The 18213-nt window shown below is 61.5% G+C and carries 15 protein-coding genes; 10 read left to right on the top strand and 5 right to left on the bottom strand.

Annotation, left to right across the window (positions count from 1 at the left end; all coding sequences use genetic code 11):
* Positions 1–28: 28 nt before the first annotated feature.
* Together O1W68_RS04415 and O1W68_RS04410 are read left to right on the top strand one after the other, a co-directional pair.
* On the top strand, positions 29–1348 hold the full coding sequence (locus O1W68_RS04415) for an ABC transporter substrate-binding protein (protein ID WP_269301644.1): 1320 nt from the start codon (positions 29–31) through the stop codon (positions 1346–1348).
* Positions 1348–2424: an ABC transporter ATP-binding protein gene (locus O1W68_RS04410; protein ID WP_269301643.1), complete on the top strand. Its 1077-nt coding sequence runs from the start codon at positions 1348–1350 to the stop codon at positions 2422–2424. Before O1W68_RS04415 ends, O1W68_RS04410 begins: the two co-directional genes overlap by 1 nt.
* Here O1W68_RS04410 and O1W68_RS04405 read toward each other — a convergent pair.
* Together O1W68_RS04405 and O1W68_RS04400 are read right to left on the bottom strand one after the other, a co-directional pair.
* Positions 2405–3715, bottom strand: a complete 1311-nt coding sequence (locus O1W68_RS04405; protein ID WP_269301642.1) for a cytochrome P450 — start codon at positions 3713–3715, stop codon at positions 2405–2407. The two genes, O1W68_RS04410 and O1W68_RS04405, sit on opposite strands and share 20 nt — an antisense overlap.
* Before the next feature lie 30 nt (positions 3716–3745).
* Positions 3746–5704 (bottom strand): M13 family metallopeptidase, encoded by a 1959-nt coding sequence (locus O1W68_RS04400; protein ID WP_269301641.1) that lies wholly within the window; start codon positions 5702–5704, stop codon positions 3746–3748.
* A 276-nt stretch (positions 5705–5980) separates the two neighbouring features.
* Between O1W68_RS04400 and O1W68_RS04395 the strand changes: the two genes are divergently transcribed.
* Positions 5981–7000: a GGDEF domain-containing protein gene (locus tag O1W68_RS04395; RefSeq protein WP_269301640.1), complete on the top strand. Its 1020-nt coding sequence runs from the start codon at positions 5981–5983 to the stop codon at positions 6998–7000.
* 748 nt (positions 7001–7748) lie between these two features.
* Here the strand turns inward: O1W68_RS04395 and O1W68_RS04385 are convergent.
* Together O1W68_RS04385 and O1W68_RS04380 are read right to left on the bottom strand one after the other, a co-directional pair.
* Complete coding sequence (locus O1W68_RS04385) at positions 7749–8345, bottom strand: DUF4190 domain-containing protein (RefSeq protein WP_269301639.1); 597 nt, start codon at positions 8343–8345, stop codon at positions 7749–7751.
* A 112-nt stretch (positions 8346–8457) separates the two neighbouring features.
* Positions 8458–9240, bottom strand: a complete 783-nt coding sequence (locus O1W68_RS04380) for a pirin family protein (RefSeq protein ID WP_269301638.1) — start codon at positions 9238–9240, stop codon at positions 8458–8460.
* A 226-nt stretch (positions 9241–9466) separates the two neighbouring features.
* Here O1W68_RS04380 and O1W68_RS04375 point away from each other — a divergent pair, with 226 nt between their 5' ends.
* The gene (locus O1W68_RS04375) at positions 9467–10861 is read left to right on the top strand and encodes a maltokinase N-terminal cap-like domain-containing protein (RefSeq protein ID WP_269301637.1); all 1395 of its coding nucleotides are present in this window, start codon (positions 9467–9469) and stop codon (positions 10859–10861) included.
* A gap of 396 nt (positions 10862–11257) precedes the next feature.
* Here O1W68_RS04375 and O1W68_RS04370 read toward each other — a convergent pair whose 3' ends face one another.
* Positions 11258–12085: a mycofactocin-coupled SDR family oxidoreductase gene (locus O1W68_RS04370; protein ID WP_269301636.1), complete on the bottom strand. Its 828-nt coding sequence runs from the start codon at positions 12083–12085 to the stop codon at positions 11258–11260.
* 101 nt (positions 12086–12186) lie between these two features.
* Here O1W68_RS04370 and O1W68_RS04365 point away from each other — a divergent pair, with 101 nt between their 5' ends.
* From O1W68_RS04365 to O1W68_RS04340, 6 genes are all read left to right on the top strand, one after another.
* Entirely contained in the window at positions 12187–12354 is a 168-nt protein-coding gene (locus O1W68_RS04365) for a hypothetical protein (protein ID WP_269301635.1), read from the top strand.
* Positions 12355–12466: 112 nt separating this feature from the next.
* Positions 12467–12913 (top strand): GtrA family protein, encoded by a 447-nt coding sequence (locus O1W68_RS04360; protein WP_269301634.1) that lies wholly within the window; start codon positions 12467–12469, stop codon positions 12911–12913.
* Positions 12914–13004: 91 nt separating this feature from the next.
* Positions 13005–15290, top strand: a complete 2286-nt coding sequence (locus O1W68_RS04355; RefSeq protein ID WP_269301633.1) for a DUF2254 family protein — start codon at positions 13005–13007, stop codon at positions 15288–15290.
* Positions 15291–15479: 189 nt separating this feature from the next.
* Positions 15480–16373 carry an alpha/beta fold hydrolase gene (locus tag O1W68_RS04350; protein WP_269301632.1) on the top strand — a complete coding sequence of 298 codons (894 nt, stop codon included), beginning with the start codon at positions 15480–15482 and terminating at the stop codon, positions 16371–16373.
* A 120-nt stretch (positions 16374–16493) separates the two neighbouring features.
* The gene (locus O1W68_RS04345; protein ID WP_269301631.1) at positions 16494–17450 is read left to right on the top strand and encodes an acyl-ACP desaturase; all 957 of its coding nucleotides are present in this window, start codon (positions 16494–16496) and stop codon (positions 17448–17450) included.
* Between the two features lie 57 nt (positions 17451–17507).
* Positions 17508–18209 (top strand): M50 family metallopeptidase, encoded by a 702-nt coding sequence (locus O1W68_RS04340; RefSeq protein WP_269301630.1) that lies wholly within the window; start codon positions 17508–17510, stop codon positions 18207–18209.
* The last annotated feature ends 4 nt before the right edge of the window (positions 18210–18213 follow it).

Below are 18213 nucleotides of genomic sequence, written 5' to 3'. Positions count from 1 at the left end.
TCATCCTCATCGACAGGAGCACAACAACATGGCGAACCTCGATCGACGCGGTTTCCTCACTCTCGCTGGAACACTGGCAGCAGGTGCGGCGCTCGCAGCATGCAGCAGCCCGGGTACGAGCTCGTCGGGTGACGCAGCAACCGGGGACGCGAACACGATCGACTTCTGGTCGAATCATCCTGGAAAGTCGCAGGACTTCGAGAAGGAACTCATCTCGCGTTTCCAGGCCGAGAACCCGGGCCTGACCGTCAACCTGATCGACGGCGGCAAGAACTACGAGGAGGTGTCGCAGAAGTTCAACGCGGCACTGTCCGGCAACGATGTACCCGACGTCGTCGTACTGTCCGATGTCTGGTGGTTCAACTACGCGCTCACCGGTGCGATCGAACCGCTCGACCAACATTTCTCTGCAGCAGGGGTCGACTCCACTGATTACGTGGATTCGCTTCTCGGCGATTACAACTGGAACGGCAACCACTGGGCGCTACCGTACGCGCGGTCGACCCCACTGTTCTACTACAACAAGGCAGTCTGGTCACAGGCAGGATTGCCGGATCGCGGACCCACGACGTGGGCCGAATTCGACGAATGGGGCCCACGTATCGCGGCCGTCGTCGGCAACGGCAAGCTGGCACACGGCTGGGGCAACGCGGTGGACTACCTCGGTTGGACGTACGAGGGGCCGATCTGGACGTTCGGCGGCAGCTACTCCGAGGGCTTCGATCTGAGGTTCGGTGACGAGAAGACCATTGCCGCAGGACAATTCCTCAAGGATTCGATTCACACCAAGAAGTACGCCGGGGTGTCCAACGACATCGCCAACGACTTCGGTGCAGGCATCATCGCCTCTACCATCGCCTCGACCGGTGACCTGTCGAGTATCGACCAGAACGCAACCTTCGAGTTCGGCACGGCCTTCCTGCCGTCGTCGGACGGGAAACCGGGATGCCCGACGGGTGGAGCCGGACTGGCCATCCCGTCGAAAATCTCCGAAGAACGTAAGGTCAATGCTCTCAAGTTCATCGACTTCGTGACCAACGGCGCCAACACGGCGTACTTCTCACAGAACACCGGTTACATGCCGGTTCGAAAGTCTGCCCAGCAGGATCCGAGTGAGATCGCGTTCCTCGAAGCCAATCCGAATGCTAAGACAGCCGTCGACCAGCTCGCGTTCACTCGCAGCCAGGACTATGCCCGCGTCTTCGTCCCCGGTGGTGACAAGATCATCGGTACGGGTCTCGAGCAGATCGCGCTGCAGAACGCTGATGTGGCAACCACATTCGCGAGTGTCGCCGATCAGCTTCAACAGATCATCGACCGCCAGATCACCCCGAATCTTCCCGCGTAATGGCAGCGGTCCAGTACGCCGGCGTCTCGCATCGGTACCCGGGTGCTGAGTCGCTAGCAGTCGACAGTCTCGATCTCGATATCGCCGACGGCGAATTCATCGTGCTGGTCGGGCCGTCGGGATGCGGTAAGTCGACGTCGCTGCGGATGCTCGCCGGGCTCGAATCGGTGGAGAGCGGCCGAATCGACATCGGTGGGATCGACGTCACCGGGCTCGCACCACGGGCCAGGGACGTCGCCATGGTGTTTCAGAACTATGCGCTGTACCCCAACATGACCGTCGCCGACAATATGGGTTTTGCGCTACGGAACGCGGGAATGAGCAAGGCGGATACCGCAGTGCGCGTCCAGGAGGCTGCGAAGATGCTCGAGCTCGAAGCGTTGCTCGACCGTAAGCCGGGCAAGTTGTCCGGTGGTCAACGCCAGCGAGTTGCCATGGGGCGGGCAATCGTGCGTAAGCCCACGGTGTTCTGTATGGATGAACCGCTGTCCAACCTCGACGCGAAGCTTCGCGTCAGTACCAGGGCGCAAATCGCTGGGCTGCAGAAGCGGTTGGGTACGACGACGGTCTACGTCACTCACGATCAGGTCGAGGCCATGACGATGGGTGATCGAGTTGCGGTCCTGCTCGACGGAAAGCTCCAACAGATCGCTCCACCGAGGGAGTTGTACGACAATCCGGTGAATACCTTCGTCGCAGGGTTCATCGGTTCTCCTGGAATGAATCTTGTCGATGCTCCTGTTCTCGAGGGTGCTGCGATGATCGGCGATCTGCGCATTCCGGCTCCCCGTGGTGCCGGGGATCGAGTGGTGCTGGGAGTTCGGCCGGAATCGTGGCGGCTCGTCGGGGAGCACGTAGATGCAGTGACGTCGACCGTAGAACTGATCGAGGAACTGGGCGCCGAATCGTACCTTTACGCGGCGCCCGAACCCGGCGCGACCTGGAGCACCCAGTCCGGCCGGTTCGCTGTTCGGGTCGATCGGAAGCTGGACGTACGTCTCGGCCAGACGGTGCGGCTCGTCCCGAGCCTCGACGAGGTGTTCTTCTTCTCCGCTACTACCGGCTCGCGCTTGTAGCCGCAGGTTGCCCGAGGTCTACGGGCAGGGATGCCCAGCCGTGCAGGACTCGGGTTTCTCGCCGGACTCCCTCACCTGCCGAACGCAGGTGGGGGAATCTGTCGAAGAGCGTCTTCAGGCCGACTTCGGACTCGGCCTTCGCCAACGATGCACCCAGACAATAGTGACGCCCACCCGAGAACGAAAGATGCTTGTTCGCGTTGGCGCGGGTGACGTCGAACCGATACGGGTCGTCGAAGACGTCCGGATCGCGATTGGCCCCTGCCAGTACGAGGACCACCAGCCCGCCCTTGGGTACTTCGATGCCCTCGACGACGACGTCGTGACGGGCCAGACGACCCGTGAGCTGGACCGGTGATTCCAGGCGCAACATCTCGTCGACGGCGTTGGGCCAGTGCGAGGGGTCGCGGGTCAGTACCTCGAGCTGGTCGGGGTGGTCGAGCAGAAGTCGGATTCCGCTGCCGAGCAGATTGACCGTCGTCTCGAATCCTGCTGCCAGTACCAGCCCGGCGGTCGAGCGGAGCTCTTCGTCGTTCAGACCGACGCCGTCCTCGGTGGCCGCAATGAGCTGGCTCATCAAATCGGTGCCTGGATTTTCCCGAAGTTCGGCGAGATGATCGCCCAGCCAGGCATCGAAACCTTCGAGCCCTTTCTCGACCTGGTTGAACTGTTTCCACGACAAGCCGATGTCCAGACTCGGTGCAGCCATCTCACCGAACTCGAGGACACGCGCCCGCTCGCTGTCCGGCACGCCGAGAATGTTGCTGATCACGGCGACCGGAAGCTGAGCGCAGTACTTGTCGACGATGTCTACTTCGACGCCGCCTGCCGTGAGGTCGTCGAGTAGACGGTCCGCGGTCTCCTGCACCATCTCTCGCATCTTGGCCACCGCGCGCGGAGTGAAGACCGAAGAGACCAGCTTGCGATAGCGCGTGTGCTCCGGAGGCTCGACGGAGAGAAGTGAAGGCGGCTTGAGCGGGTGCAGTGCACTCGAGCGCGTGTGCTTCTCGATGAAACGCAGCGTTTTGGGGAGGTTGGCCCCGAGTTCGCTGACGCGGAAGTCGTCGGAGCGTAGGAGGTCGAACACGACGCGATGGCTGACCGAGATAGTCGAAATCCGGGTCTTCACAAGCGGCCCCGACGCGCGAATGCGCTCGAACACCTCTCGTGGATTCTCCCGTGTCGCGGGATCCGCCACGAGCATGGCCTGAGGGTCGCCGGCCTGCGCTGCTTTCTTGGCGCCGTAGCGCACGACCCCATGTGCGGCGAGCCACCTGATTCGAGCTTTCATTTTACTTGCTCCCCTCCTACGCGACGCGTCCTACCAGATCTTGACGCGCTCTTCCGGGTCCAAGTACAGCGCATCTCCAGGCTGTACATCGAAGGCTTCGTGAAAACTGTCGAGATTGCGCACGACGCCGTTGCAGCGAAATTCCGGCGGTGAGTGCGGGTCCACCGCGAGTCGGCGAAGGGCTTCCTCGTCGCGTGCCTTGGTCCGCCACACCTGCGACCAGCCGAAGAAGACACGCTGTAGGCCGGTCAGGCCGTCTAGTTCGGGCGCTTGGTCGCCACCGAGCGCGATCTTGTAGGCGGCTATGGCGATGGACAACCCGCCGAGATCGCCGATGTTCTCACCGATGGTGAACTCACCGTTGACGTGATGACCGGGCAGCGCCTTGGGCTCGAACTGGTTGTACTGCTCGATCAATGCGGCAGTGCGCTTGCCGAATTCGGTGCGATCGTTGTCGGTCCACCAGTCGACCATGTTGCCGTCGCCGTCGTACTTCGCGCCTTGGTCGTCGAACCCGTGGCCGATTTCATGGCCGATTACGGCACCGATACCGCCGTAGTTGGCCGCGTCGTCTGCCGCTGCATCGAAGAACGGTGGCTGCAGAATCGCTGCAGGAAAGACGATTTCGTTCATTCCGGGGTTGTAGTAAGCGTTGACCGTCTGCGGGGTCATGAACCATTCGTCGCGGTCCACCTGCCCACCGAGTTTGTCGAGCTCGCGCTGATACTCCGCGACATGTCCGCGGCGGTAATTTCCGACGAGGTCAGCTGCATCGATGGAAACGGCCGAGTAGTCCCGCCAGCGATCGGGGTACCCGATTTTCGGGGTGAACTTCTCGAGCTTCTCGAGTGCTTTCGCCCGAGTCTGCGGACTCATCCATTCGAGATCTGAGATGTTGCGTCGGTACGCTTCCTGCAGATTCTTCACGAGAACCTGCATGCGTTCTTTGGCGTCGGCCGGAAAATGCCGGTCGACGTACAGCTTCCCGACGGATTCACCGAGCAGATCCTGCACGAGTGACACTCCACGCTTCCACCGCTCGCGGTTCTCCTCGGTACCGCTGAGAGTCTTTCCGTAGAAGGCGAAGTTCTCCTCGACCAGAGCTGCGGAAAGGAGGTTCGCTCGACCGTGGATGATGCGCCACGTCAGCCATGCCTTCCAGTCTTCGATGTCTGCGGTGACCCACAACGCGGCGAAGGTGGACACGAACGGCGGTTGGCGAACGACGATCTCAGCGAACTGCTCGGTGGTGCCGCCGAGTCCGGAAATCCATGCGGTCCAATCAAATCCGGGATGCTTCTGAACGAGGGTATCGAAGTCGACGAGGTTGTAGCTCTTCTCGGCATCACGACGCGCGACGACGTCCCAGTGTCCTGCAGCGAGTTTCTTCTCGAGGTCGAAGACGCGCTGGGCGTCGTAGTCGACCCCGGCGAGAGCGAACATCTTCGAGATGTGCGCCACGTAGGCGCTGCGGATCTCGGCGTAGTTGTCCTCGCGGTAGTACGACTCGTCCGGCAGGCCGATTCCCGACTGCGAGAAGTGCACGAGGTAGCGCGAGGAATCTTTGGCGTCGGTGTCGACGTAGTGGCCGACGGCCCCGCTGATGCCGGTGCGTTGCAGACCGCCGAGCACGCCGGCCAGCGTCACGAGGTCGGTCGCGTCGGCGACGGCGGCGAGTTCGTCGGAGATCGGGGTGAGTCCGGCTTCTTCGACGGCATCGGCATCGAGGAAGCTCGAGTAGAGGTCACCGATCTTCTGTGCGTCGGTGCCCACGGGTGAATTCGAGGCCGCGGACTCCTGGATGATCGACCGCACGTCTTCTTCGGCCTTGTCGTAAAGAGTCCTGAATGCGCCGTCGACCGCACGATCGGCCGGGATTACGTAGTTTTCGAGCCACTTGCCGTTGACGTGCACGAACAGGTCGTCTTGCGCGCGCGTGTCAGGGTCTGCGTAGCTGAGGTCGATTCCGGAATTAACAACAGCAGTCATGTAAACCATCTTTACACTCTTGCGAGGAATCGGCCGATACCCGCGAGCCGAAGCCGAACCGGGATCAGTAAAGCCTGTCGAGACCAGCGGAAATGGGTACGATATCGAAACTACCGCGAAGTCTTGTCGCGGACGAACCTGGTTCCATCAAGGTCTCGGGGGAAACGGGGTGGGTAGCGGCGTGGAAGGTACTGCACCGTGACATTTCTGCGCAGATGGTGGGCTCAGCCCTGCAACTACACGCGGATGAGGAAGTATTTCGAGGCGCGAGGTGTCTTGAGTGCATACCGCATCGGAATCGGTTTCAATTGCATCTTCTTCGGGATCGCTGGACTCACCGCGTTTCTGACGGCAGTGCCGCCGAGTTCGATGATCAGCAAGGCTGTCCTGGTGTCCGCTGTCATCTCGTCGTTCGTGGTCGGTGCCCTGTGGGTACGCGGTCCGTGGCCCAGTGAGCGGATCAGCACACTCTTCGTCGTCTACGCCGATATCGGCACCACCATGGCACTGTTGTCCTTCGGGTCGCTACAGATGTCGTTTCCGATATGTGTGCTTCTCGCCGCAACCGGGTTGTACGTCCAGGTCTTTCACAGTCCGAAGCTGCTCATGGCGCACCTGCTCTGGTCTGCGGTAACCGTGGCAGGAATGTTCTTACTGATTCTGGCGTCACCGAATCTCGATCACGGTCTCGCATGGTCGCACCTGATCATGCTGCTGCCCGTCATGTTCACCACGCCCGTATTTCTCCAGTCGATCCTGCTCAACCTGCGGGTCGACGCAGATGATGCAATGCTCGACCCGCTGACCGGCTTGCACAACAGGCGAGGGCTGGACGAGGCGATACCGCGCTTCCTCCGAGGTGGAAGGGAGGTGTCGGTCTTGGTCATCGACGTCGACCGATTCAAGTCGATCAACGATCGCTTCGGACATGAAGGCGGAGACCTGGCGCTCACCTTGATCGCGCGCAGGCTCCGCGTCGACGAAGTGCTCGTCGCGAGGACCGGTGGTGAGGAGTTCGCGGTAGTGACAACGGTGTCCGCCGAACAAGCGATCTCGGTCGCCGAATGGATGCGCACTCGCTTGCACTCGCTGCAGGACATCTGCCCACTGACAGTCAGCGTCGGCGTCGCACATTCTGCTTCCGTCGACGGCGACGGAGTGTGCACCGTGACGGATCTGCTTCGACAAGCAGATGGGGCAATGTACGAGGCCAAGCGCCGCGGCGGCAACCAGGTCGTCGTCGCTGATCCGGTCGCTGCGTATCCACCGCTGCGCGTCGGCCGCACGGGTGACTGAACGCCCAGGTTGACCGCGCCGATGTATCCATCGCTGCTCTTCGCCGTGGTGAGAACGGTGGATTTTGTCGACGTGCACCTTGACGTGGATGTGTGTCGTGCGACCTACGTACCATCCTGGGAAGATCGTGGTGAATTTGGCGATTCCGTCGGCGTCGGTGGTCTGAGCGCCGCGTAGATAGGTGCCGTCGTCGGTGGTAGCGGACTCGGAGTCGCCGACGCTGTACGAGCCATCCGACGTCGCACCCGCACCTCCCATCCAGCCTCCTGGTGGAGTTCCGCCCACGCCGCCACCCTCCGGGGGTCGCTCCGTACCGCCTCCCGGGGGTGCGCCGCTGCCACCGATGTCAGCTGCCGTCGACCCGGATTCGAAGCCGGAATAGACACCACCGGCATCGCAGTGCCAGATTTCCACGACGGCGTTCGCGACGACGTTCGCAGTGCCGGCTGCCGAGCAATTGTCGAGGTCCTGCACCCGGAGCGCCAGTTCGACAGTTGTGCCTGGACGGTCCTCACGAATGTCGCTGCGGATGGAATCGACGTCGAACCAGTACGGTCCTTGGGTTACCTCGGTGGTCATGGGGCATGACGGTGACTGATTCAGCAACGCAAGAATTGCATCGGTGGTGCTGGTGGATTGCGCTCCGGCGCTCGCCGTGGCTGCGTTCGATGTCCTTGTTCATGGACACGATCCTGGGGTGTGGATCTCCAGGAACCCTGAGTTCTCGCTGGGAATCGGCTGCCAGTGATCAGTTGGGTTCGTTGGGGATGGTGACGTCGAACCTGTCCTCGATGTTCTGTTGCCACTTGTCTGCGCATTGCTGCTGCTCACGCTGGTTGTTGCCGGCATCACTGATGCAGTCGGCGAAGTCTGTGCCTCCGCTGCTGTTGAACAGTCCGATACCGATGACGAGCAGGACGATCGACAGCGCAACCGCGACCAGACCCAGAATTATCGCTACGAGGGAGATGGCCCCGTTGGTTGCGGTGCCCTTTTTGGATTTCGAACGACCGATGAAACCGAGAACCACAGCCAGCAATCCGAAGATGATGCCGCCCAAGATCGTCCAGCAGAGCACGATGCCGAGGATCGCGAGCACTACCGCCACGATGCCGGCGGTATTCTGCGGCGGCGACGGCTGTGGGTAGCCGCCTTGCTGTGGGTAGCCACCCTGTGGTGGGTAATTGCCTGGTGGGTAGCCACCCTGTGGTGGGTAATTGCCGGGCGGGTAGCCACCCTGCGGTGGGTAGTTGCCCTGCGGTGGGTAATTACCTGGTGGGGGGTAGCCACCCGGGGGCGGATCGTGGGGTGGGGGTGGGTTCTCGGGTGGCGGCTGGTCTGACACGGCGGAGACCTCCGATGCGTACGGGCGTGAGTGCTGGAGAGTCTAAGCGTCTTGCCTGGCCAGGAATTCGACTATTCGGATGCCGTGACCAACCTGTCATCGACGGTGCTGCTCACCCACCCAGGCGTTTGTGCATCTCCCACACCAGTATCTCGGCAGGTGCACTTGCCTCGATCCGTTGTCCACCAGAGGAACTCAGACGTACGGTGTCACCCTCGTACAACTCGCCGACGCCTTCCATCTGGACTGTCCCGGCGACGACGAAAACATGAAGAAACGGCGCCTCGGGAATAGTGATCGGCCGTCCGGGCTGCAACCGTGCTGCGTGCATGGCAGCCGACTTCTGGGATATGCCGATCGCGGACTGTCCGTGATGCTTCTTCATGCCGGATGCCACGGGAATCAGTCCGCCGCGCAGTAATTCGTCGTCGATCTCGAGTTGCTCGTATCCGGGTGTGATGCCAGGGGTGTCCGGCATCACCCACATCTGAACGAATCGCACGGGCTCGTGGTGCTGTTCGCCGGTCAGGCGCCAGGAATCGTTCTTTTCCGAATGCATGATCCCTTTGCCTGCGCTCATGCGTTGCGCGAGGCCGGGATAGATGACTCCGGAGTGCCCGATCGAATCCTGATGCACGAGCGACCCCTTCACCACCCACGTCACGATTTCCATGTCACGATGTGGGTGGGTTTCGAATCCTTGTCCGGCAGAGACGGTGTCGTCGTTGTTGACGAGCAGCAATCCGTGATGAGTGTTGTCCGGGTCGTAATGCTGTCCGAAAGAGAAGGAATGCTTCGAATTAAGCCATGCCACACGGGTTTTCGCACGATCGCCAGCGCGATGGACGTCGATGTGGGGAATAGGAGCGAAGCTTGCAGGATGTGGAGCGGACATGGGCCCACTCTACGAGTCGAACGATCGATAGTCGCCAGGCTCGGATAACTTTCGCGCGACGAAAGAAAAACGATCCAGTGCAACAGGTGTGTGAGATCAAGGGGATCGGGTAGCCGTATTCGGAGATTCGACCGCTCTGCACTCGGCTCAGCTCGCGCATATCGGCGGATCCATCGTTAGAGTGAGAAAGTAGACCGAGCGAATGCGGAGGCCAGTGAACTCATCTATGACCGATTCGACGCACATCAGCACGGAAGAGTTGGAAACCGCACTTCGGGCGTGGCTTCCGCAGCAACGCTGGTTCGCAGCGAAGGGCTCTCCGATCGTCTCCCTCATCGTCAGCTCGCGGGTCCCGCTGGGTTCGCGGCCAGGGGTAGAGGCAGAACACGTCCTGGTCGACGTCGGATTGGATGCACCCGTGGCCGAAGGGGGTCGCGTCCAGCGCTACCAGGTACCGCTGGGCTTTCGACACACTGTGGTCGAGGATTTGGCCCCATGGCAGTTGCCGGTACGCGAGGGCGACTTCGTGTACGACGGTCTGCGTGATCCGGAGATCATTGCGCTGTATTCCGACGCCTTGTCGGCCGCCCAGCCGATCGGCTCCCTCCAGTTCCGAAACGTGCCGGGTGAATCGGTCGAGACCGGGATGCTCGGTCGGGTGTTGGGCGCGGAACAGTCGAATACTTCGGTAGTGCTAGGTGAAGTGCTGCTGCTCAAGCTGTTTCGGCAGGTCTCCCCGGGTGTCAACCCGGACATCGAACTTCATCGCGCGTTGGCGGCCACCGGATGCCGATTCGTCGCTCCGCTGCGAGCCTGGGTCGAGACCGAGGCGGATGGTGAACTCTCGATGCTCGGAATGGCGCAGGACTTCGTGGCCGACGCTGCAGAGGGGTGGACCACCGCCTTGGCAAGTGTCCGCGACCTGCTGGCGAGCGATCGACAGGCAGCAGAGTTGGATTCCGATTTCTCCGAAGAGGCATACGACCTGGGTGCGGCAGTTGCCCACGTGCATGCGGATCTGGCGAGGGAATTGGGTACGGCCGAGCGTGTGGGATCCTCGACGGCCGTCGAGGAGATCCTCGCTCGAGTCGAAGCTGCGGCGGACGTGATACCGGAGCTGGCCGATCATCTTCCAGCTGCTCGCGAGCTCATCGCAGGCGCCGAGGCGGCGGGCACGGTGACCGTGCAGCGTATCCACGGCGACCTGCATCTCGGCCAAGTTCTGCGCACCTCGACCGGTTGGTTGCTCATCGACTTCGAGGGTGAGCCGGCAAAGCCACTGGAGGAACGTAGACAGCGAGACAGTGCGCTTCGCGATGTCGCCGGAATGTTGAGGTCGTTCGACTATGCGGCTCATCATCTGCTGCTGGACGATCCGAACGTGACCGAGGCGACCTATGCCAGGGCCTCGGAGTGGGCGAGAAGAAACTCGGCATCGTTCTGCGACGGGTATGCGTCGGTCACCGGGTCCGACCCGCGCGAAGAATCAGCGTTGCTCAGCGCATACGAGCTGGACAAGGCTGTCTACGAGGCAGTGTACGAGGCACGTAATCGGCCCGCCTGGCTGGAACTGCCGATGCGTGCGATCAGGCGCTACGCCCCGGCCCGGGCTGGTTCCTAGCCTCTTTCTTCGCGATAGCTATCGAATCGAGGCCGACAAGTCGGCCTCGATCGTGTGTTCTGCAACTCGGGCGACCTCGACTTCGACCACTCGGTCCGTCGTCTCGATTCGCTTGTCGTGTGAGTCTTCGCCCGCTCCGCACACTATGCACCGGGCGTCCCTTGGGCGCTCCCGTTCGTACTGGTGGCTGTATCTGCCGAAGCTCTGCGCCATCGTCTCGACCCGATTCTGTCCTTGTTCGCGTCGACCACACGACGACTGTGGTCGACAGTGCCGGATTCGGGCATTCGGGTCAAACAGGAGCACGGTTCCTTTCTCCCCCCGCACTAACGCGGGGGGAGAAAGGTCCCTTCCATCACATACCTGGGAATGGATTTCGAGGTCGGTCAGCCCGACTCAGCGCGTGAGCACTCCGAGATCCAACGGCAACTGAATGCCGGTGACGTGTCGCGCTTCGTCCGAGGCGAGCCACGCGACGGCGGCCGCGATGTCCTCCGGTTCGCTGATCGGGTCGGGCAACGAACCCATGAAAATCGGTCCGAGTGAGGGGTACTTCTCGATGAGGGCCATCATGTCGCCGGGTTGCATGCCGGTCGCGACGCCGTGCGGATGAATCGTGTTGACACGGATACCGAACTGTCCGAGCTCGTTGGCCATCGTCCGACACAGCCCGACGATGCCGTGCTTGCTCGCTGTGTAGTGCGCGAGAAACGGCAGGCCCTTCAGCCCTGCGACCGAACTGGTCATGACGATCGATCCGCCCGTCCCCTGATCGAGCAAAATCGGAATCGCAGCCTTCGCCGCGAAGAAGGTGCCGGTGAGGTTGACGTCGATCGTTTCTTTCCATTGTTCCGGGGTGATTTCCCACGACATTCCTGCCGCACAGATGCCGGCATTGGCGATGACGACGTCGAGCCTGCCGAGCTGGGCGACCCCGTCGTTCAATGCGGCCGACAAGGCGGCGAAGTCTCGGGTGTCGGCCTGGGTGGCAACGATCCGGCGATCGAGCGCTTCGACCGCAGCGACCGTCTCCTGCAGGTTCTCGGCGGTGGACCCGTCGTAGAACGTCGACTCGAACTCGCCGCAGATGTCGACCGCAATGATGTCGGCGCCCTCCGATGCCAGCCTTATCGCTTCTGCCCTTCCCTGACCGCGGGCAGCGCCGGTAATGAACGCAACCTTTCCCTCGAAGCGTCGTGGTTGATGTTCGGTCGATGTGATCATGGCTTCGGACAGTACAACTTCCGGTACTCGGTGCGGGGTGGATTCGACCGACGCCGAGTGAGCCCAGTACGGTAAGGGGCAACACGGGAGGTAGGGCAGTTATGGAAAGTATCGGTGCGTTCATAGGAATCGTCGTTGTCGTTCTGACGATCGTTCTCGTGGTCTTCGGTTGTGTCATGTTGTTCGTGGCATCGATCAAGCCGGACCTGATGAATTTCGATCTCGAACGTCGCTCGCGCAACAAGAAGAAGAGCGATACCGCGTCCTAGCCGGACAGTGCGAGTGACTTGGCTCATAGTTGGGCCTTGAATCTCGCGCGCCCGCTGTTGGACCGGGAAGGACTGTATTCGGTCCAGGACGCCGAAAACTGGAGACGATGACGTGAGCAGCACGCTGGACACGCAGCCGAGAACTTGTGCCACAGAGATGAAGGCACGTTTCATGGGTGAGTCGGCGCCTGCGCAATTCGTCAGATTCGTCTTCGTGGGTGCGTCGAGCAACGTCGTTTACATCGGACTGTTCCTCGCGTTGACCTCTCTCGGCGCTTTTGTCGCAAATATCGCCGGAATCGCGGCGAGCACAGTTCTGGCAAATGAACTCCATCGGCGGCATACCTTTCATGCGACGCAGCGAGTCGGTTGGTTGCAGACTCAGTGGGAGGCGGGCGGACTCGCCCTTGCCGGTCTAGCTCTCGGCACCGCAGCCCTCGCCGTAGTGCATATCGTTTTCCCCGGCTCATCGTGGATCGTGCAGGTCGTCGCCGTCATCGCGGTGAGCGCCGCTACCGGGGCGCTCCGGTTCATCGCACTTCGCGGATGGGTTTTCTGACCGCCTGGTGAGTCCGCCCAGCGTCGATACAACATACAGAGTGCCCATGCAGGGATAGGCTGGCCTCGCTCGATCGAGCGAGGAGGTCGCGATGGGAACATGGTTCACCGAGACGGTCGTGGACAACGGACGTCTTCCCTTGTTCTTTCTCCTGGTGTCGTTCCTGCTGGCATTCCTCTTCATTCGATTCAGCGTCCGGATGATCAGGGCCGAGGTGTCTTGGTGGCCCGGCAATGTCACACCAGGTGGCATGCATATTCACCATGTGATGTTCGGCCTGGTCATGGTCCTTGTCTCAGGGTTCGCACTGGTGGCCATCGCGAACTACCAGACCCCAGTTGCCAACTGCATTCTCGCGAGCGTCTTCGGCATCGGAAGTGCGTTGATGCTCGACGAGTTCGCACTGATCCTGCATCTTCGTGACGTTTACTGGGCGGAAGAAGGTCGGTCCTCGATCGACGCGGTCTTCGTGGCCGTCGCGATCTCCGGCCTCTATCTTCTCGGCGTTCACCCCATCGGATTCACCGGAGACTTCGACGTCTATCAGCAGGATCGATCGCTGATCACGCTTGCCCTGATCCTCTTCGGGTTGGCACTTCAGCTTGGGCTCGCGGCAATCACCCTGCTCAAGGGCAAGCTGTGGACGGGATTGGTCGGCCTGTTTTTCACCCCGCTCCTCATCGTCGGTGCCATCCGGCTCGGTCGACCGTTGTCACCGTGGGATCGATGGCGATACGCCGACAAGCCAGGAAAACGAGCGAAGGCGTTCAGTCGCGAGAAGCGGTTCCGTGAACCGGTCATTCGGGCGAAGATCGTTGTTCAGGAGGCGCTGTCGGGACGCTTCGGTATACCGCTCGAGACGGCCACGCCGACTACTGCGGCGACGGTGACGGATCAGCCAGTGCGGGTGACCAAGGTTCCCAATCGACTCCTGACAGCAATACGGTGGAATCACACTCGGCGCCGCTTGCGGAGGACACCGACTTGGCGGCTACCGATGACGTTGGTGTCGTTGTCGATCGTGTTGGCGGCCCTTCTCGTGGACCTGGACGGCGAAGTCGGTGACACCGATTCTGCGGCCGGCATCGAATCGACATTCGATATCGGAGCCACAGCCACGTTGCTCGCCGTCATCGCCGGCGGCATGATCACGCTTACCGGCCTGGTGTTCACTGCAATCACCCTGGCCATGCAGTTCGGTGCCTCGCAGATTTCGGTACGTGTGGTGCCGATGCTGCAACAGGAAGCCATCATGCGATGGTCGATCGGGATGTTCCTGTCCACGTTCGTCGTCGCAGTCGTCATCGCCTCGGATCTGGCGTTGTCCGGGGAGTCGACGGCACCCGTTCTGTCGACGTCCATTGCCATACTGTTGGCATTCGTGAGTGCGTTTCTTTTCATCGCGCTGGTGGCGCGCGTGGGGATGGTGCTCAATTCCTCGCGGTTGCTGCGCTGGATCGCGGCTCAGAGCCGCTCGTCCATTGTGCGAACCTATCCGGGATTCACGGAAGAGATGGAGCAAGGGCGGAGGGAAGTCGTCTCCGCTGCTCCGGTTTTGACGATACCGCCCCTCACAGCGTGGAGAGATCCGCACAAGTTCGAGTCGCTGGGTAGCTCGACCACGGTTCGACTCCGGCAACTCTCTCCTGACGGCCGAATTCTGTTGGCAGTCAATCTCGCCGGTATCGAGCGACTTGCTGCGGTATGGGGAGTCACTATCGAGGTGCTGCCCTATGTCGGCGAGTTCGTCGCACAGGACGCTGCGCTGTTCGAGGTGAACGGTCCGCAGTTGCGGGTTCGCCCACACCAGTTGATGGCGTGCCTGATATTCGGTGACACGCATAGTCCAACGGTCAGTCCGGCTGCCGGGCTGCAGGCAATCGTCGACATCGCACTCAAAGCGCTCTCACCCGCGATCAACGACCCAGGCAGGGCCGTGCAGGCAATCGACCATCTCGAAGACCTGCTCTTGACGTTGGCGCCGAGAGTTCGCCTGGAAGCGTCGGACTCGGTGTCGACACGGATACGTGGAACAACCCGAACCTGGGCCGATTACGTGGCTATCTCGACCGACGAGATCCGGCACTTCAGCACCAACTCCACTCAAGTGCAGCGTCGACTCCGCTCGTTGTTGAACACCCTGCTCGGTTACTGCCCGGTCGAGCAACATGCCCCCCTGGTGGCACGTGTGCACGCCCTGGATACGCAGATCGCGCGCGAATGGACCGGTGAACTCGATATCGCGCTGGCATCCGTCGCCGATCCTCAGGGGCTCGGTTCCGAAAATGGATCGGCAGGACGAACACATCCGCTGGTTCTGGGTGTGCCGACCGCTGAAACGGACAAATCCTCAGCGGGAGAAAAGCCCGGAAACTAGGTTATGCAAAACTTGCATCGTGATGACGGCGCTGTTTCGTGCAAGACCGAGGGTCTCGACCGAGGAAATCGCGCCGAATCGGCAGTCCGAAAGTGCATCCAGCAAAAGGAGAGTCCCTCGAATGAGTAGCCGCTTCCGTCAACGCCCCCCGGAACCGTCGACGTTCCCACTGGAAGCCGGACTTGCGCGATGACGAATATCGATGCACCACAGTGGTTCTCGGATGCGGTGGCGGTCAAACCGGTCGAAAGTGACATCGAGGTGCTCGGCGCCTCGATCCATGTCCGCTCGTGGGGTGAGGAAGATCTTCCCGGCGTCGTTCTCGTCCACGGCGGTGCTGCGCACTCGGGATGGTGGGATCACGTCGCACCATTCCTTTCGCGCGGCCATCGCGTCGTTGCGCTCGATCTTTCCGGCCACGGCGACTCGGCATGGCGTGAAGATTACAAAGTCGAGTACTGGTCTGCCGAAGTTCTCGCGGTGGCGGAAGCGTCGAACTTCATCCACCCCCCGGTGTTGATCGGGCACAGTATGGGCGGTTGGGTCTGCATGGACGCCGCGAAGGGCGACGCCAGAATTGCGGGCGTCGCAGTCATCGACACCCCGCTCAGATCTCCCTCGCCCGAGCAGACCGCAGCGCGCGACAAACGAGCGTTCGGACCACTGAAGGTCTATGCCGCTTTGGACGAAGCCTTGGCGCGCTTCCGCACCGTTCCCGACCAAGCCGACTCGTTACCGTACGTGATGGACCACGTTGCCCGCGGGTCGGTGCGAGAGGTCGACGGAGGATGGTCGTGGAAGTTCGACCCGAGCATGTTCGGCAGCGCCCGCCCGTCACCGGAGCTGCTTCGATCGGTTCGTTGCCGGGCTGCGTTGTTCCGCGCCGAACGCGGCATGGTCACCCAGGACATAGCGTCGGACATGTACGAAATGTTCGGCAGATCGGCGCCGGTGATCGAGATTCCGCTGGCCGGACATCACGTCATGCTGGATCAGCCGTTGCCGTTGGTGTCGGGCCTGCTCACCTTGCTTGCAGATTGGGACCACTCCAGGGCTCAGGTGGCCGGCGCCCAACACATGTGAGGGCGCCCAAGTGTGATGAGCGGGGGTTGCCACATCTAACAGAGTCTCGCGTGAACGTCCTCGCCGGTGGGAAACCGACCTACCCTCACATAGGTAGTTTTCACTAGAGGAGGCAATGTAATGGCGAGGGATCTGACACAGCTGGAGCTGCTACACGAGCTGGTTCCTGTTGCGGAAGACAACGTGAACCGCCACATGTCGATGGCGAAGGAGTGGCACCCGCACGATTACGTGCCGTGGGACGAAGGCCGCAACTTCGCCGCACTCGGTGGGGTGGATTACGACCCGGAGCAAAGCAACCTCTCCGAGGTAGCGCGAGCAGCGATGATCACCAACCTGCTCACCGAGGACAATCTGCCCTCGTACCACCGCGAGATCGCCGAAAACTTTTCGCAGGACGGCGCCTGGGGCACCTGGGTGGGACGGTGGACCGCCGAAGAGAACCGGCACGGCATCGTCATGCGCGACTACCTGGTGGTCACCCGCGGTGTCGATCCGGTCGCGCTCGAGCAGGCCCGGATGATTCACATGACCAACGGTTTCGCCTCACCGGCGGGCGCACAGACCGGGCTGTTGCATTCGGTCTCGTACGTCACCTTCCAGGAACTCGCCACGCGCGTCTCGCATCGCAACACCGGCAAGGTGTGCGACGACCCGATCGCCGACCGGATGCTCCAGCGCATCGCGGCGGATGAGAACCTGCACATGATGTTCTACCGCAACGTCACCGCTGCAGCCCTCGACATCGCGCCGGATCAGACGTTGGAAGCGATCTCGCATATCGTGATGAACTTCCGGATGCCCGGTGCCGGGATGCCGAACTTCCGCCGCAACGGTGTGTTGATGGCCAAGCACGGTATCTACGATCTGCGTCAGCACCTCGAGGACGTGGTGTGGCCGGTCCTGCGGAAGTGGCAGATCTTCGAACGTGAGGACTTCACCGGCGTCGGGGAGGCCAAGCGTGAAGAATTGGCCGTGTTCCTCGAAGACCTCGAGCGTCAGGCCACCAAGTTCGAAGAAATGCGTGATCGTTCCCTCGCACGCGAAGCCGCCAAAGCGGAGCGGAAGGCGTCCTAGATCTCCCCGTCGAGACCTAGGGGCGGATGGCGCCGACGGCAGCCGCCATAATGAACAGTGACCGAATTCTGGGACCGCATCAGCGCGGTCAGTCCAACTCCGCCGGCCTGGATCGTGCAGATCGCAGCGCTCGTAGCCGTGCTCATCGTCCTTGTTCCGCAGACATGGCGCATTGCCCGCAACGTGGTGACGATCTTCCACGAATTCGCTCATCTACTCGTGGCTTTTCTGACCGGCCGCAGGTTGATGGGTGTTCGATTGCATTCCGATACCTCGGGCGTAGCCATTTCTTCAGGCAAACCGACCGGCCTCGGGGTGATCGCGATGACGTTCGCTGGTTATGTCGGGCCGTCGCTGATCGGGCTCGGTGCTGCCTGGATTCTCGGCACGCAGCACGCGATTGCCGTGTTGTGGATCGGTGTCATCGCAATTGCACTGATGCTCATCCTGGTTCGCAACGTGTTCGGGTTCATCTCGCTCGTAGTGTTCGGGGCACTGCTGTTCACGGTGTCGTGGTGGGGGACCGGTGAACAGCAAGTAGCCGCGGCGTACTTCATCACACTGTTCCTGCTCGTCGCAGGCCCTCGGCCGGTACTCGAACTTCAACGCTCACGTAGCCGAGGACGAGCGCGGGACTCCGACGCCGATCAACTGGCCCGACTGACTTTTCTGCCCGGAATAGTCTGGGTCGGACTGTTTTTCGTCGTGACGGTCGGATGCCTCGTACTCGGTGGGTGGTGGATCCTCCGCCCTGTGTAGGTCG

The organism is Rhodococcus sp. H36-A4 (assembly GCF_027158005.1).
Classification (GTDB): Bacteria; Actinomycetota; Actinomycetes; order Mycobacteriales; family Mycobacteriaceae; genus Rhodococcoides.
This window is presented reverse-complemented; position numbering and strand designations above follow the sequence as displayed.

What these genes read in the sequence shown, in the direction of transcription:
- O1W68_RS04415 (WP_269301644.1), top strand. Translation starts at nt 29, where the DNA reads ATGGCGAACCTCGATCGACGCGGTTTCCTCACTCTCGCTGGAACACTG.
- O1W68_RS04410 (WP_269301643.1), top strand. Translation starts at nt 1,348, where the DNA reads ATGGCAGCGGTCCAGTACGCCGGCGTCTCGCATCGGTACCCGGGTGCT.
- O1W68_RS04405 (WP_269301642.1), bottom strand. Translation starts at nt 3,715, where the DNA reads ATGAAAGCTCGAATCAGGTGGCTCGCCGCACATGGGGTCGTGCGCTAC.
- O1W68_RS04400 (WP_269301641.1), bottom strand. Translation starts at nt 5,704, where the DNA reads ATGACTGCTGTTGTTAATTCCGGAATCGACCTCAGCTACGCAGACCCT.
- O1W68_RS04380 (WP_269301638.1), bottom strand. Translation starts at nt 9,240, where the DNA reads ATGTCCGCTCCACATCCTGCAAGCTTCGCTCCTATTCCCCACATCGAC.
- O1W68_RS04375 (WP_269301637.1), top strand. Translation starts at nt 9,467, where the DNA reads ATGACCGATTCGACGCACATCAGCACGGAAGAGTTGGAAACCGCACTT.
- O1W68_RS04370 (WP_269301636.1), bottom strand. Translation starts at nt 12,085, where the DNA reads ATGATCACATCGACCGAACATCAACCACGACGCTTCGAGGGAAAGGTT.
- O1W68_RS04365 (WP_269301635.1), top strand. Translation starts at nt 12,187, where the DNA reads ATGGAAAGTATCGGTGCGTTCATAGGAATCGTCGTTGTCGTTCTGACG.
- O1W68_RS04355 (WP_269301633.1), top strand. Translation starts at nt 13,005, where the DNA reads ATGGGAACATGGTTCACCGAGACGGTCGTGGACAACGGACGTCTTCCC.
- O1W68_RS04350 (WP_269301632.1), top strand. Translation starts at nt 15,480, where the DNA reads ATGACGAATATCGATGCACCACAGTGGTTCTCGGATGCGGTGGCGGTC.
- O1W68_RS04345 (WP_269301631.1), top strand. Translation starts at nt 16,494, where the DNA reads ATGGCGAGGGATCTGACACAGCTGGAGCTGCTACACGAGCTGGTTCCT.